Here is a 14,922-nt window from a genome sequence, read left to right as displayed (position 1 = left end):
CTCTTTAATTAAACTGACTTAATAGCTGAAACAACATTTCTTTACTAGGTGGTTTTTGAATATTAATCGATTCTAATAATTCATATTCAGATACATTAGGTTTACTAAATAATGGAGCAGATAAATAGTATGAATCATCTACTTTAAACATTTCTGCTACTTCTTTTTCTTCTGTAACTTTATAATGATGGTATCTCAATTCACTTTCTACAGGTCCTGCCAAACAAGCGGCAACAATTCTGGGATGTAAACTTTCATTAGATGGTGAAGCGTGAAATAAAGCAGGGTTTCCTATATATGCTTGACCAGCTTTCATAAACAGTGGTTTCCCAAAACGTTCTAATAAAGAATCTTGTATTGATGAATATGGGAACAATTGTCCTCCACACCTAGGGCTATCTAAAATTGTATGACTGCCCGGAATGACCTGCAAGGCACCATTTTCTTGATTCGTATCTACTAATGGAACCCATATTCCTAGAGGGTTGAAATTTCTTTCATCCAAAAATGAAGGGTCTTGATGAAGAGGTACTACTCCGTTCTTTTTATTCGGATATTTTATATTAAAATTTCCCCAGAAAAACTTAACATCAATGAATAATTCCTGTATTGCTCTCCGAAAAATTGTATTTATTATTGAAGACACAGCGAATCGATATTCAGGATTTTTGCTCATTATTGTAGAAGCAAATGCTGCTTCTCCCAAATCTCCATGAAGTGTTCTATAGGAATTTATTAATTCTTCGATTTCTGATGCATTTAAAAAATCAACAACAACAAAACCATTTTTAAGAAAAGATTTATTTAAAATATCATCTTTAAAAAGTACTCTGGTATTTTTCTTTTTTTCAAAAGAATCGTCACTTAATAATTTCTCTGTAATGCTCATGATTTTTTATTTTTAAATTCGCTTTAGGCAATCAAAACAAATATTAGATTAGGCTGTAGTTACACCATTGATAATAGCATCAATTTTGGCTTCATTTAGCGGTTCGAATTGACTATCTACCTCTTCTATCTTTTTTGCTTTGCTTTCATCTGGTCTACTAAAAAGTGGATTTTCTATATAATGATCCGCTTCTAATTCAAAAACTTCCATGGTTTTTCCTGGGTTTTTAAAATCTTGATAATAGCATCTCATTTGGCTTTCTTCTTCTGCCATCCAGGCTAAAGCCGCAACTCTTTCTTCATTACTCATATTTGATGGAGACCAATGAAAAACTTTGGAGTTACCGATATAAGCCTGTCCTGCTTTGATGTCTAATCTTTTGAAATATTTTTTTAGTAATAAAGGCACTAAATCACCGTATGGAAATCTAGGTAATGTGCTTCTAGGGTATTCATTAAGTAAATGACTTCTGTCTATTACTTCTAGTGCTCCATTAGTCTCATTAGTATCTATGAGTGGTACCCATATCGTGATCCCCTGGTATTTACTTTCATCCACATATGTAGGATCTTGATGCATCGAACAAAGACCTTTCTCTTGATTGGGCTGTTTGGAAGTAAATATTCCAAAAAACATCTTAAAGCGATCAAAATGTTTATTAACCGCATTACTAAATACCGAAGTAATCGTATTAGATACTTTTTTTCTATAATTAGCATCCATACTCATATTAGATGTAGAAAATCCCATTTGAGTAGGTTGACCATTCAGCTCTTTATATATTTCTTTTAACTGGGTTACTTCTTCTATGCTTAAAAAATCTATAACCACATAACCTTTATCTTCAAATTCTAATTGAAGTTTTGGATCTTTAAAAATCGTTCTCATAAAATGTTTTAATTAAATTGTCTTAAAGGCATCTTTTTAATTAGCAATCGGTATTCTTTCGATCGCAAGAAATTATTGCTTTTTACCAAAAATCGTTTGTATCCGATACACCCAGGATAACATGATTGCAAAAGGAACAGCTGGGAATACCCAATAATTATATATAGGCTTAGCTCCTAAGAAAAGAATGGGATATCCTTTGGCTTTGGGATAATCTTCAAAAAATAGTTTAATACTATCATCTACTTCCAAAGGAATTCTTTTCACAAAGTTGAAAGAAAGCAACACCACTAACTTTGATAAAATTTTACATTTCCCACAATACCCCTGATAGTAAATTAAAATTCTATTTCTAGGAATAATTACATCTTGTTTCATCTATAATTTTTTTATTATATTTTATTAGTTTTGATTAGAAAGTCTTAGGAGATATCGGTAATTATTTTAGTTCAATAATTTATTTTTTAAGTATAAATTTATTCTAACGTTACCTTTTCTATCAACCCCCATTCCGTAATAAGAAACAGCACACTGAGTATCAAGAACACTATCATCTACAGGAAATGGTTTTACATCATTTTTTAATGTTGTTTTATTTAGTAAAGCAATCCATTCTTTAGAGTTCAGTTTTACACAAGAATTACAACCACACACATCTATTTTTGCATCAAACATTTTAGAGGAAGCAATATGAAAACCTATGTTAAAAACAAGTCCAGAAAGCCTTATCGCCTTATCACCAACAACATCGTTTAAAAAAGTAGTAAACTTGTTTTCTTTTAGTAAAGGAATATCTAAATCCTTAAATGAAGTAGGCTTTGATAAACGGAAATAGATTTTTGCTCTTAAGTTTTTTAGATTACTTCCTTCTAAACCTATACTCATGATATCTGCAAAAGGCTTAACAGCACTTATAAAAGAATCCACTTCAGTATTATTTGGCATTAAATCAGTAAGCCAGTCTCTTAAGCGCTTCCACGAGGCATCATGTCCTCCTCTTCTTCCGTCTATGTAAACAGCCATTCCTGATCTATCAGGTGAAGCTCCTAACCAAAACACTCCATCTGGATAGTCCTGCAACACCTCTTGTTCTTTAGGTAAATGATATGCTAACATCTCTTCGCATACCTTCTTAATGTCACTTGATCCTGTTCTTTTATAAAGTTTCTGTAAAGCCAGATAACTATATTGATATCGTTCTTTGGGTGGACCTATTATACAAGAAGGATCACTTATAAACCGTCCGTGCAATCCACTATTAGAAGAACTAATACAATATTGAAGCGGGCTTCCGTCAGAATTTAATCCTGATCTACCTCCAAGCGTCCACTTAGTCTCATTTGGTAAGGCAAGTAATTCATCTCTAAGCTGCAACACCTGCTTAGCCGGAGCCAAGCTAAGTGTTGTAGCATAAGATGAAAGTTGCGTTACATTATTAATGATATTTTCTTTAGTATCATTCATAAACACGCGTTTTACTATACTGGTTGAGTAATGATGTTACTTGGAGTACCATTGCTTCCTGCTGCACCACTATTTCCTGCGGTACCACCACTAGCTGGTTTTCCTCCCGGAGAGCCTGCTTTTCCAGCAGAACCTCCTAAGCCATCAACTCCTCCAGATCCTCCTTTTGGCGTTGGCGTTGAAGTAAGAACGTTTCCTCCGTGGTACTGTACAATAACCTGACTTCCATTTCCTCCGTTTCCACCGTTTCCACCATTTCCACCGTTTCCACCATTCCCTGCATCTCCACCATTACTACCTGAACAGTCAGAACCAGCAGGACATCCTGAAGGTTTTCCTCCATCTCCACCATTTCCACCAGTTTGTCCAGCACCTCCATTTCCGCCGTTTCCGCCAGTTCCAGCAGCAGCAGAAACGGTAATTGTTCCTGTAAGTTCACCTATTGTTATTGTTGCCGAAGGACAAGCTGCGCCATCACCACCAGAGGATCCACTTCCTCCTGCGGCTCCATTACTTCCTGATGTCCCTGAACTGGATTTTGGACGACAAACTGAATCCCAATCACAGTTTGCATTTGTACCATTATTACCACTTGGTGCTGGATTCGATTGACTTTGGCCATTTGTACCTGCCGAACCATCGGCTCCCGATATGATTATATCTCCTGTTAAATTGCTCATTTTGAATATTTTTTAAATTATTTCTTTATCAATTTTTCGATTTTAATATCTGCAGTTGTTAAGACTTTTATTTGTCCTCCTGGTTCAATTGTAACTTGCCCAAAACTTACAGAAACAGGTCCACTACCAGAAATCACTAAAGGGTTAGCGGGAGTGACTAATACGTCTGGTGCTACAGCATAAACCGCCACTTTAGGTAAACTAGCAGATTTAGCTAAGCTTTTACTTTTAGCCGAAGTATCTATTTTAAAATCTTTCATATCATCAAGATTTTTAAATTCAGGTGTATGACTTGAATCTGGATGAGGAGGGTTTGAAAAAAACAACTTCCCATCGGTTGTTGAAATACCATTTGTGCTCATAATTTTGTTTTATTAATTATTAATTTTACGAAATAAAGCCACCCTTAATAGAAAAATATAGTGATCAATTATATTTGAATTTTCATTTATATTTTATGAATTGTTATCTTAATACTGGAAAAATTTACTGTGCGATAACTTATAAAAACGATGATGTTATTGATGTCGTTTTTTACTCATAAAAAACTTTAAGAATTGCCCCTGTTTTTATGTTTGGAATCGGGTATCCAAACTTGTTTTTATAGTACTACATTACAAAACTACAACTAACTAATTTTAAAAAAACCAGTATAAACACCTGTTTTACAAGTGGTTTACCCTAGGTTTGTTTAACAATGTATTTCCTCGCATTTAAGAACAATGATCCTTAGGTACTTATTTACATTAATCCCCAAAAAACTTCAATAAACGGGGAATAATACTATTTTTTATAATTGATTTATTAGGGAAATAAACAAACACCTCTTTGGAGTAGGATGTATAATTAACTTGATTATAAATGGAATCAATAAATTTCAATTTCATCTATACTATTTGATGTTTGAATAACTTACAATAACGTTTTTGGTTTTCGACCTCTGTCAGAATATAAATCGAGGGAATAATCCACTTTAAAACTGCATATATTTAGTCACAATTATATTTGTAGAAGAAATATTTGAATAGGATTTTTTCAAAAGTGTTATATATAATTAATAAAAAGGAATACATAAGTTTCTGAATGGATCAACGTACAAGTACTATTGTTATCATTCTGAACTATAAAATGATTAAAATTTAGCTAAGCAGAGTATGATTATTTAGCAATTCATCTTCTAACGGTTATACTCCAACTACAAATTCCAGAGTCTTAGTACGCTGAATTTTTCCATTATCTGTTTCTATAAACTGAGGGGTGAAATAAATTTTCTTAGGTATTTCGTATTTAGAAAGTGTTTTAACACTATGTATAGCTTCTTTTAAAGTACTATACATTAACTCATTATAATCATTTTCAATGATTAAGATTACTTTATCTCCTAATGTATCATCAGGAATACTTGTTATAAAAAAACGGTGTCCAATAAGCAGTTGTAATTTTGTTTCAATCTCTTCTGGAAACAATTTAATACCTCCACTATTAATTACATTATCATAGCGCCCTTTCCAGATAAATTTTTTATACGTTTTGAGTTCCACTACATCATTGGTAATAATAGTTTCTTCATTTAGCTGAGGAGCCTTAATTATTAGACAATTTCTATCATCTGTACTCAATGTAATATTGGGCAAAGCTCTGAAGTACTTGCCATCCTTTTTGTCTTTTTTCTTTGGGTTGATTCTTCTTGCAGCAATATGAGTTATCGTTTCTGTCATTCCATAGGTTTCAAAAATTTTAGTTTTGATTCCTTGAATGAGTTCTTTTAGATTTTCTGATACAGTTCCTCCTCCTACTATTAATTTCTTAAGTAGATGGAGTCTGTTGATTGAGTTATCAAGTTGTAATGGTACCATTGCACAAAAATCATATTGCTTATAGACGGTATCCAAAGGATTTGTTTTAGGCGGAACTAAATCTATTTTCCATCCTAATACCATTGCCCGTACCAACATCATTTTACCCGCAATATAGGTAGCTGGTAAGCACAATAACGCCGTTGTACCTTCATTTACTTTAAAAAAAGCACCTGTAGCTTTTGCACTATTAACCATATGCTGTTTGTAAATCTTTATCTTTTTAGGTTTTCCAGTAGAACCTGATGTCATTACAACAATATGATCTTTCTCATTTAACCAATCTAATAGAAAATTACCAACTTCTTGCTCATAAAACTCTCCTTCTTTGATAAAATTATACGCAATTCGTTGTAAACCTTCATTATCCAAAGACTGTTTGTTAATACAAAAATCTTTGTGCACTTTTGGGGTAGAAAATGTATCTTTTGTTTGCATATCCAAATTTCAATTTTCTAACATATCCATAGGTTATGCTTAAGTAAATTGTATATTATGAATTTGTTATCATTCTTCTGTCAGAAGTTCTGGTTCTATTTTTCCGAATAATTTATCTTTCCATCCTGACCATTTATATTTTTTAGTCAAAATGAATAAAAAAGCAGGAAATATAATTAACACCGGAAATAGAATTTCGAAATTCACCTCAGGTTCTGCTGTATATAATAATAACGAATCTGTTTGAAAAGCCGTCCAACTGGATGTAACTAACATTGCTGTTACCAGGTTATTGGCCGCATGAAATCCTAATGCCAATTCCAAACCTTCATCCATCAATGTCATAATTGCTAAGAAAAATCCTGTACCAATGTAATAAACCATAATAATGGGTCCTAACTTGCTTACTTCTGGGTTAGCAATATGCATTAATCCAAATGTCACAGAGGTAATTACAAAAGGGATCCATTTTGTTTTTGTAGCAATACCAAGTCCTTGCATTAAATATCCTCTAAAAAAATACTCTTCAAAACTGGTTTGTATAGGTACTAATATTATTGCCATTATAGCTAATATCAAAAATGGTTGCAGTTTAAAATTTAACTCATAATCATCTGGAGAAACGATATATCCTATATATGTGGTAATACCAATATATAATGACATTAATCCAAACATAAAGAACACTCGTTTCCAATCTATTTTTTTTCTAGAAGTAGTTAATGAAGTTATGCTTTGCTGATGTACTATTTTTACCCAAAAGAATAATGCTCCCAAAAAAACAACAAAAGGTGCTACGGCTATAAGAAAAAATAAGGGTTTCCCGAATGTTTCTATTTGATTTTGCATAACAGTTTCGGTATCCTGTCCCATTAATAAACTGACTAAGAAATTTAAGATCATTAAACCAAAAAATCCTAGTGGGGGAAATAAATATTTCCACATTCCAAGTTTTCCTTTTCTTCCTTGTTCTATATACATCTATAATTATTTTATTAATCTAAATATGACACAACCCAATTCATATAAGGTTGATATGTTAATGTTCCATTATCTACTGCTAATGGAGCTTCTATATTATTAGTATATAAACCTCCAGTTCCTAAACCTTGTGGCATTTTACTATTTAAGGTAAAAGTATATTGAGCAATTGCATTTAATCCAATATTACTTTCTAATGCACTTGTGATCCACCATCCTATTCCTAGCTCCTCAGCCAAATCAATCCATTCCTGAGTGCCTTTAAATCCACCTATTAAACTTGGTTTTAAAATTATATATTGAGGTTCTATTGTTAGTAGTAGTTTTTTCTTTTCTGTTACATTAAAAACCCCAATTAATTCTTCATCCAACGCTATTGGTAATGGAGTTTCTTTACATAAAGTCTTCATCTCTTCTAATTGTCCTTGCTTAATAGGCTGTTCGATACTATGAAGATGATACTTACTTAACTTTAATAATTTTTCTAGTGCTTTATCAGAGGAAAAAGCTCCGTTAGCATCTACTCTAAGTTCGATAACATCTTTAGAAAACTGAGACCTTATATAAGAAAGAAGTTCCAGTTCTGCCTGAAAATCGATAGCACCTATCTTCATTTTTATACAATCAAACCCTTGATTTAGCTTATCCTTGATTTGATCTTTCATGAACTCCTTCTCTCCCATCCATATTAATCCATTAATAGGAATAGTGTCTTTTCCCTCTGTAAATTTTGAAGGAAATAATAAAAACGGGGAGTCACTTTCTAAAGATTTAAAAGCAATTTCTACACCAAACTGAATACTAGGAAACTCTTTTAATTCTTCCCAAAGTTGATCAACTCCTAAATGAATATTATTACAAGTCCATTTCAATTTCTCCTCATAATCAGGTCTGTCATCAATACTTAAAGTTCTTAAAATCCCACATTCTCCAATACCTTGTTTTTCTTCAGAAGTAATAACAATAAACCAGGTTTCTTTTGTCTTTAGTACCCCACGAGAAGTACCACTTGGTCTTTTGAATTCTAAAATATGTCTATGATAGGTAGCGTTCATTATAGTTCTATGCTCTGGCCAATATCTAACAACATAAGATCCTTATCTCTAGCAAAAAACTTTCTTTTAGCTTCATCATGATCAATCTCTATGTATCCAAAAGTATCATAATGTACTCCCAATACTTTATCACACGCTACAAAATCACTTGCGATTATAGCATCATCAATGCCCATTGTAAAATTATCACCAATAGGAAATATGGCTAAATCCAATTTAGTAGATAAAGGAATTAACTTCATATCCATTGTTAATGCTGTATCACCAGCTACATAAATGTTTTTATATTCACCTTCGATCACGAATCCTCCAGGTTGACCTCCGTAACTACCATCAGGAAAACTACTGGTATGGATCGCATTCACATATTTTACTTTGCCAAAATCAAACTCCCAATTACCGCCATGATTCATAGGATGTACTTCTATTCCTTTTGCTTGATAATGCATTGCTATTTCATAATTAGAAACGATGGTGGCATTATTATTCTTTGCAATAGCTTCAGCATCTAACGTATGATCCTGATGTGCATGAGTTAACAGTACATAGTCTACTTTAAAATCATTGATATCTAACGTATCTTTAGTCAATGGATTACCTGAAATAAAAGGATCTATTAAAACTTTGATATCCTTAATTTCTAACAATAATGTATTATGCCCAAAAAATGTAATTTTCATTATATGAGGTTTTTGTTTTTATTAAATATAAATTCCGTTCTCCGCGGGATAAGTTTTACTAGTTTAAAGCTTGCTTTTCGAACTCTTTAAATAAATTATAATTGTATTAGATCCCGCTCTGCAGCGGGATAAGTTCCACTAATAGTTTTAAGTTCGCTTTACAAGCTCCTTAAAACTAAGTGTCACTAAATTAAAAAATCTGCCCTAAACTAAATAATATGGCAAGTAAAAATGTTGATAATGCCACTTTTTTCAACTCTGGATCTAAATCAACTGCATTTTTTGTCTTTACCACTTTATTTAGATGAATCAATAATGGGATAAACGCCAATAAAAAAAGTAGATTCGTATAATATTCATATGTAAAAAATGAGAAAACTAGCATTGATACCATAGCTGATGTTATCAAGAAATAGTGGTATTTTCTGGCTTTTATTAACCCCATTTTAACTACAATCGTATTTTTTTTAGCTTTTTTATCACTATCGTGATCTCTCATATTATTAAGATTCAACACTGCAGCGCTCAAAAAACCTATAGTGGTTGCGGGAAGAAAAACTAACCAATTTAAATTCTTAGTAAATAAAAAATAACATCCTACCACACTAACCAATCCAAAGAATATAAAAACAAACACATCACCTAGCCCTCGATATCCATAAGCAGAATTTCCCATAGTGTATTTAATTGCTGCAATAATAGCTGCCAACCCCAAGAAGAAAAAGAAAACGGAATACACAAAATATTCCTTACCTAAGGATACGTAGATTAGTAAAATTGCTAAAATCAATGTAATGATAGCTGTAATAACAATACCTCTGAACATTTCTTTTTTAGAAATTATTCCACTCTGCAATGCTCGTTGTGGTCCTACTCTATCTTCATTGTCTGTTCCTTTTACACCATCACCGTAATCATTAGCAAAATTGGATAGAATCTGTAATCCCAGGGTCGTTGCAATAGCTAACCAGAAAATCGATTTATCAAAAAAATTTGGTCCAGATAAACAAATTAAATAATCATTAGACTCTATAACTTTCAGAATGTCTTCATATATAAATCTAACTCCTATAGAAGATCCTACAATAATTCCAGATACAGATAAAGGTAAGGTTCGAAGTCGTGCAGCAGAGATCCAAGCTTTGAATTTGGTCATTCTAATTAAATTATTGTCAAAGGAACAGTATTTTAATTAAAAAAAAAATAAAAAATACTTCTGTGATTTTTTTAAATTAGCGTTATGCCAATTCATTTACCATTAGAATTTCCTTCTTTTAATATATACAGTACACCATTGCTAATTTTGGTGTTACAAGCTTTTTTATTTGCATTCCTTTTATTAGTGCGTTACTTTAAACAGAAATATGTTCCCGCCTTAATACTATCCATACTTATTTTTATTACTGGATATCATAGAACTACCTATACCATTGGTTTTATGGATTGGTATGATACCTATAGAAACACAAAGATTAATTATTGGCTTATTGCATTATCATTAGCTATTGGTCCTTTACTCTATTTTTATGTAAAATCAATAACAACATCTAATTTTAAGTTCAGAAAAAAGGATATTATACATTTTATTCCCGTTAGCTTATACATTGTCTATAAAATATGTATTCTTATTTATGATGCTTCTCAACCAGGATTCGATGAAACTCAAAATGGGTATCTAAAGGTTTTTCTAGATGAAAAATATGTAAGTCCACTAATAGGAATTATAGAAAATCTACAAATGTTATTATATCTAGCATTTACCATACAGCTATATTACATATACAGAAAGAAGATTCAGCAGTTTTTCTCTAACACCTACAGTCTAGAGTTAAATTGGATTAGAAACTTTCTTTTTATTTATTCTTTTCTATTTTTATATAGCATTTTTCAGGGAGTTATAGGCTCTGTGATTACAGATTTACATTGGACACAAAAATGGTGGTATCATTTTTTTACAGCCGTAGCTATTATCTACATTGGAATCAAAGGATATTTTACAGATACTAATAAGTTGAATAATCTAAATTTTTCGGTGACTATTAAAGAGAATACTGATACTCCACAGATTGAAATTAGTGAAGATATAATTAGAGTTAAAGAAAAAATTGAAGTGTTCATGGAAAAAGAAAAACCATTTCTTAATCCAGATTTAAATCTTACAGAACTTTCTAAAATGCTTAACATCCCTGCCTCGACCTTATCAGATACTATAAATTCGGGATTTGAGAAAAATTTCAATGATTTTATAAATTCATACAGAGTTGAAGCTGTACAAGTGATGTTACAAGAGGGAAAACAACAACAATTATCTCTCTTAGGAATCGCATATGAATGTGGTTTTAATAGTAAAGCAACCTTTAATAGAGTGTTCAAAAAATTAACAAACACATCTCCTTCACAATTTGTAGCATCCCAAAACAAAGCTTGATTCAGCATTTTTACGAATTTCACAATTCTACAAAGATGGATTTTTATCTTCATTTTTATAGATTAGCAGCTTAAACCAGTATTGAATATTGTTTCAATTCTTTTATCGTTACTTTATTATAGTTCTGAATAATGTTTTGAAACACAAAAACTAACACATGAAACATTTATTAACAACTATTTTTTTGGGACTTTTTAGTATCCTTATCTCCTGTAAGAGTGATACTAAAACAACTCCTTCAACAACCGAAACCGAAACATTAGAGACTTCCAAGCAAGTTACTACAGAAAATATGCCCTTTATTTGGGAAGGTGCAAACGTTTATTTTTTATTGGCTGACAGATTCAAAAATGGAGATACTACCAATGATGACGTTTTAGAAAGAAAAAAAGAAACCGGAGTGTTGCGAGGTTTTGAAGGAGGAGATATAAAAGGAATCATACAAAAAATTGAAGATGGGTATTTTACTAATCTTGGAATTAATGCGCTTTGGGTAAATCCATTAGTAGAGCAAATTCATGAAAGTGTTGATGAAGGAACGGGTAATACGTATGCATTCCATGGATATTGGGCAAAAGACTGGACTACTATAGATCCTAATTTTGGAACTTATGATGATCTTAAAAAATTAGTAGAGGTAGCTCATCAAAACGGTATACGAATTCTAATGGATGTGGTTATTAATCATACGGGACCTGTAACAGATAAAGATCCTGTTTGGTCAGATGATTGGGTACGTACCACTCCACAATGTACATATAAAGATTATGAAACTGCTGTTAAATGTACTTTAGTAAAAAATCTTCCTGATGTTAAAACGGAAAGTGATGAAGAAGTAAAACTTCCTGAAGCATTAAAAGCAAAATGGGAAAAAGAAGGTCGATTAGAAGCTGAAATGGATGAATTGGAAATCTTTTTTGCAAAAACAGGTCTTAAAAGATCTCCCAAAAACTATATCATTAAATGGTTAACTGATTATGTAAAAGAGTTAGGTATTGATGGATATCGCGTAGATACTGTAAAACATGTAGAAGAAGGTGTATGGGGCGTATTAGCTGAACAAGCAAAGGTTGCTTTTACAGAGTGGAAGAAAAATAATCCGGATAGGGTATTAGATAACAATGAATTTTATGTTCTTGGAGAATTATACGGATATGGAATTGATGGAAAGCGTTTTTATGATTTTGGAGATCGTAAGGTAGATTATTATGCTAACGGATTTGATAATCTTATTAATTTTCAGTTTAAATATGATGCAAGACAATTAAATTATGAAAAACTATATAGTAAATATAGTACCGCATTGCAGACTGGTTTAATTGGTAAAAGTGTTATGAATTACATCAGTTCTCATGATGATGGTGATCCTTTTGATAAAGAAAGAAAGAAAACCTATGAATCTGCAACAAAGCTTTTATTAACTCCTGGTATTTCTCAGGTATACTATGGAGATGAAACGGCAAGATCATTAATCATTGAAGGAGCACAAGGAGATGCTACACTAAGATCAAATATGAACTGGGAAGATTTGGAGACAGAAGAAACTAAATCACTATTATTACATTGGCAAAAATTAGGGAAATTCCGAAAAGATCATCCAGCCATTGGAGCTGGAAAACACAAAATGATTAGTGAAACTCCATATGTATTTTCAAGAACATATAAGAAAGAAGATGTTACTGATAGTGTCGTTGTAGGGTTAAACCTAAGAAAAGGAACAAAAACATTAAAAGTCAATGCTGTCTTTAAAGAGGGTACTGTTTTAACAGATGTGTATTCTGGAACAAATGTTACCGTAAAAGATGGCAGTGTGACAATAAAATCTGATAATGATATCGTACTATTAGAAGCTAAGAAATAGCCTATTAACATACTGTCTCACTTAAAATAGGACGGCTCAAATTATGATTTGAGCCGTCCTATTTTGTTTTGGGGCGCAGTATTCATAACTGATTCAGACATTTGAACTATCAAACAATCTAAAATCATATTAGTTATGAAAAATGTTATTAAAAAAATTATTGTTCCAATTACTATGGCGCATTGGTCTATAGATTTACTATTTGCGTTTCCTAGAATCATCTGTGGTTATTTTTTAGCTGTGAATTTTGGAGGAAGTAAATTCGGGGTTCCCTGGAGTCCAGAAGGAGCACCTGATTTAGCTTTCCTAGAAGTTGTAGAATGGTTCCCTAAAGATATTGCAGAATACGGAGGTATTTTTGCTATGTTCCCAGTATTCTTTGCCTGGATGGGTGCTGCTAGTGAAGCTATCGGAGGTGTATTCCTACTATTAGGTTTCAAAACAAGAATCGCTTCCTTTTTCATTATGTGCACGATGCTAGTTGCCATAATTTTCCAGAAATGGGATGGTGGGATATGGGGAATGCTACCTGCAATGGGATTCTTATGGATCGCTATCTACAATCTTGTCTTAGGATCAGGAAAATTCGGAATCGATTATGTGATTACTAAAAAGTGGTTCGGAGTAGCTTAATCACAATACTATCAAAAATTTAATCTAAAAATATAAAGTCATGAAAAAAGTCATAAACATATTATTATTATCGGTTAGTTTAACAACCTTGTCTCAAATAAAAGGAAATAAAGAAATCATCACCAAAACATTTGATGTTAATAATATCGAAAACGTAAAAATTAATTTTTATGCTCAAGTAATTATTGATCAATCTAAAGAAGAAAGCCTAACTATAACTACAGATGCTAACTTAATTGATTATATAGATAAGGAAGTTATAGATGGGACCTTACACCTGGATCAAAAAGAATGGATACAACCATCAGAAAATGCTAAAATAGTTATCGGTGCTCCTAATATTAGAAAAGTAGAAAGCGGAACACATGATACTACAAGAATTATTAATCTTGATAATAGTTACATTCAAGTTTTAGCACCAATCGGTAAAATTTTTATGGATGGAAAAACAAAAGAACTACGTATCGCAGGAGAGCTTGCTACTATCGATTCATCTAGCCTGATTGCAGAAAATGCTAGAGTAAACATATGGAGTCGTGGTTCTGCAAAAGTGTATGTTACTAATGAATTAGATACTAAATTAAGTAAAGAAGCCAAGCTCAAAATCATGAATACTCCAAAAAAAATAAAAGGAGATGCAAGAAAAACAGTCACGCATAGCAAAAAGAAAATCAAAAACAGCTTGGTGAAATATATAAAATTCAAAATCAAAAATAATTCATTAACCAGAAATCAATTCTTAGTTGTTGGTCCTAAACCCGATGGTTCGAAATTTAGCTATGGATTTCCGATGATGCCGCAAGCGGTTAGAAAGGAAAATTGGACCACTGGAACCAAGGTATATAAGGTAAGTACATTAGGAAAAAGAAAATTATTGATTACAATAAAAGAAGAAGATGAAAATAAGACTGTAGTATTATTTTAATTACGAAATACCCCAAGAAGAACTTACCTCCTGTATTCAAGGAGGTAAGTGTTGGGGAAAACAAAAAAAGTAAGGGAAAAATTGTAATTGGAATACCTGTCAAAGATAAAAAGGATTAAGGAATTTTGGTTACGGTTAAACCTC

The 14,922-nt window shown here is 32.0% G+C and carries 15 protein-coding genes; 4 read left to right on the top strand and 11 right to left on the bottom strand.

Going from position 1 to position 14,922, the window contains the following annotated elements; genetic code table 11:
- Positions 1-4: 4 nt before the first annotated feature.
- The 11 genes from Q0829_RS03005 to menA all read right to left on the bottom strand — a co-directional run bounded on the left by Q0829_RS03005 (position 5) and on the right by menA (position 10,087).
- Positions 5-889, bottom strand: a complete 885-nt coding sequence (locus Q0829_RS03005) for a phytanoyl-CoA dioxygenase family protein (RefSeq protein ID WP_298539766.1) — start codon at positions 887-889, stop codon at positions 5-7.
- A gap of 48 nt (positions 890-937) precedes the next feature.
- Entirely contained in the window at positions 938-1,777 is an 840-nt protein-coding gene (locus Q0829_RS03000) for a phytanoyl-CoA dioxygenase family protein (protein ID WP_298539764.1), read from the bottom strand.
- Positions 1,778-1,849: 72 nt separating this feature from the next.
- Positions 1,850-2,155 carry a hypothetical protein gene (locus Q0829_RS02995; RefSeq protein WP_298539762.1) on the bottom strand — a complete coding sequence of 102 codons (306 nt, stop codon included), beginning with the start codon at positions 2,153-2,155 and terminating at the stop codon, positions 1,850-1,852.
- A 66-nt stretch (positions 2,156-2,221) separates the two neighbouring features.
- A complete protein-coding gene (locus tag Q0829_RS02990) occupies positions 2,222-3,241 on the bottom strand; it encodes a hypothetical protein (RefSeq protein WP_298539761.1) in 1,020 nt (339 codons plus the stop codon).
- A gap of 14 nt (positions 3,242-3,255) precedes the next feature.
- Entirely contained in the window at positions 3,256-3,921 is a 666-nt protein-coding gene (locus Q0829_RS02985) for a hypothetical protein (protein ID WP_298539758.1), read from the bottom strand.
- A 17-nt stretch (positions 3,922-3,938) separates the two neighbouring features.
- Positions 3,939-4,283 carry a hypothetical protein gene (locus Q0829_RS02980; RefSeq protein WP_298539756.1) on the bottom strand — a complete coding sequence of 115 codons (345 nt, stop codon included), beginning with the start codon at positions 4,281-4,283 and terminating at the stop codon, positions 3,939-3,941.
- 822 nt (positions 4,284-5,105) lie between these two features.
- Complete coding sequence (locus Q0829_RS02975) at positions 5,106-6,215, bottom strand: AMP-binding protein (RefSeq protein ID WP_298539754.1); 1,110 nt, start codon at positions 6,213-6,215, stop codon at positions 5,106-5,108.
- Positions 6,216-6,284: 69 nt separating this feature from the next.
- A complete protein-coding gene (locus Q0829_RS02970) occupies positions 6,285-7,196 on the bottom strand; it encodes a CPBP family intramembrane glutamic endopeptidase (protein ID WP_298539752.1) in 912 nt (303 codons plus the stop codon).
- A gap of 14 nt (positions 7,197-7,210) precedes the next feature.
- Positions 7,211-8,251 (bottom strand): o-succinylbenzoate synthase, encoded by a 1,041-nt coding sequence (locus Q0829_RS02965; RefSeq protein ID WP_298539750.1) that lies wholly within the window; start codon positions 8,249-8,251, stop codon positions 7,211-7,213.
- On the bottom strand, positions 8,251-8,931 hold the full coding sequence (locus tag Q0829_RS02960; RefSeq protein WP_298539748.1) for a metal-dependent hydrolase: 681 nt from the start codon (positions 8,929-8,931) through the stop codon (positions 8,251-8,253). Before Q0829_RS02960 ends, Q0829_RS02965 begins: the two co-directional genes overlap by 1 nt.
- Before the next feature lie 190 nt (positions 8,932-9,121).
- Positions 9,122-10,087, bottom strand: coding sequence for a 1,4-dihydroxy-2-naphthoate octaprenyltransferase (gene menA / locus Q0829_RS02955; protein ID WP_298539746.1), 966 nt, complete (start codon positions 10,085-10,087; stop codon positions 9,122-9,124).
- An 84-nt stretch (positions 10,088-10,171) separates the two neighbouring features.
- On the opposite strand from menA, the gene Q0829_RS02950 reads away from it, so the two are divergent.
- The 4 genes from Q0829_RS02950 to Q0829_RS02935 all read left to right on the top strand — a co-directional run bounded on the left by Q0829_RS02950 (position 10,172) and on the right by Q0829_RS02935 (position 14,778).
- A complete protein-coding gene (locus Q0829_RS02950) occupies positions 10,172-11,359 on the top strand; it encodes a helix-turn-helix domain-containing protein (RefSeq protein WP_298539744.1) in 1,188 nt (395 codons plus the stop codon).
- A gap of 157 nt (positions 11,360-11,516) precedes the next feature.
- On the top strand, positions 11,517-13,220 hold the full coding sequence (locus Q0829_RS02945) for an alpha-amylase family glycosyl hydrolase (protein WP_298539742.1): 1,704 nt from the start codon (positions 11,517-11,519) through the stop codon (positions 13,218-13,220).
- A 135-nt stretch (positions 13,221-13,355) separates the two neighbouring features.
- Entirely contained in the window at positions 13,356-13,853 is a 498-nt protein-coding gene (locus tag Q0829_RS02940; protein WP_298539740.1) for a DoxX family protein, read from the top strand.
- Between the two features lie 40 nt (positions 13,854-13,893).
- A complete protein-coding gene (locus Q0829_RS02935) occupies positions 13,894-14,778 on the top strand; it encodes a DUF2807 domain-containing protein (protein ID WP_298539738.1) in 885 nt (294 codons plus the stop codon).
- The last annotated feature ends 144 nt before the right edge of the window (positions 14,779-14,922 follow it).

The organism is uncultured Aquimarina sp., from assembly GCF_947492405.1.
Classification (GTDB): Bacteria; Bacteroidota; Bacteroidia; order Flavobacteriales; family Flavobacteriaceae; genus Aquimarina.
This window is presented reverse-complemented; position numbering and strand designations above follow the sequence as displayed.

Coding starts and splice junctions, on each gene's coding strand:
- Q0829_RS02940 (WP_298539740.1), top strand. CDS start 13,356: ATGAAAAATGTTATTAAAAAAATTATTGTTCCAATTACTATGGCGCAT.
- Q0829_RS02935 (WP_298539738.1), top strand. CDS start 13,894: ATGAAAAAAGTCATAAACATATTATTATTATCGGTTAGTTTAACAACC.
- Q0829_RS02995 (WP_298539762.1), bottom strand. CDS start 2,155: ATGAAACAAGATGTAATTATTCCTAGAAATAGAATTTTAATTTACTAT.
- Q0829_RS03005 (WP_298539766.1), bottom strand. CDS start 889: ATGAGCATTACAGAGAAATTATTAAGTGACGATTCTTTTGAAAAAAAG.
- Q0829_RS02985 (WP_298539758.1), bottom strand. CDS start 3,921: ATGAGCAATTTAACAGGAGATATAATCATATCGGGAGCCGATGGTTCG.
- Q0829_RS02960 (WP_298539748.1), bottom strand. CDS start 8,931: ATGAAAATTACATTTTTTGGGCATAATACATTATTGTTAGAAATTAAG.
- Q0829_RS02970 (WP_298539752.1), bottom strand. CDS start 7,196: ATGTATATAGAACAAGGAAGAAAAGGAAAACTTGGAATGTGGAAATAT.
- Q0829_RS02975 (WP_298539754.1), bottom strand. CDS start 6,215: ATGCAAACAAAAGATACATTTTCTACCCCAAAAGTGCACAAAGATTTT.
- Q0829_RS02965 (WP_298539750.1), bottom strand. CDS start 8,251: ATGAACGCTACCTATCATAGACATATTTTAGAATTCAAAAGACCAAGT.
- Q0829_RS02980 (WP_298539756.1), bottom strand. CDS start 4,283: ATGAGCACAAATGGTATTTCAACAACCGATGGGAAGTTGTTTTTTTCA.
- Q0829_RS02950 (WP_298539744.1), top strand. CDS start 10,172: ATGCCAATTCATTTACCATTAGAATTTCCTTCTTTTAATATATACAGT.
- menA (WP_298539746.1), bottom strand. CDS start 10,087: ATGACCAAATTCAAAGCTTGGATCTCTGCTGCACGACTTCGAACCTTA.
- Q0829_RS02945 (WP_298539742.1), top strand. CDS start 11,517: ATGAAACATTTATTAACAACTATTTTTTTGGGACTTTTTAGTATCCTT.
- Q0829_RS02990 (WP_298539761.1), bottom strand. CDS start 3,241: ATGAATGATACTAAAGAAAATATCATTAATAATGTAACGCAACTTTCA.
- Q0829_RS03000 (WP_298539764.1), bottom strand. CDS start 1,777: ATGAGAACGATTTTTAAAGATCCAAAACTTCAATTAGAATTTGAAGAT.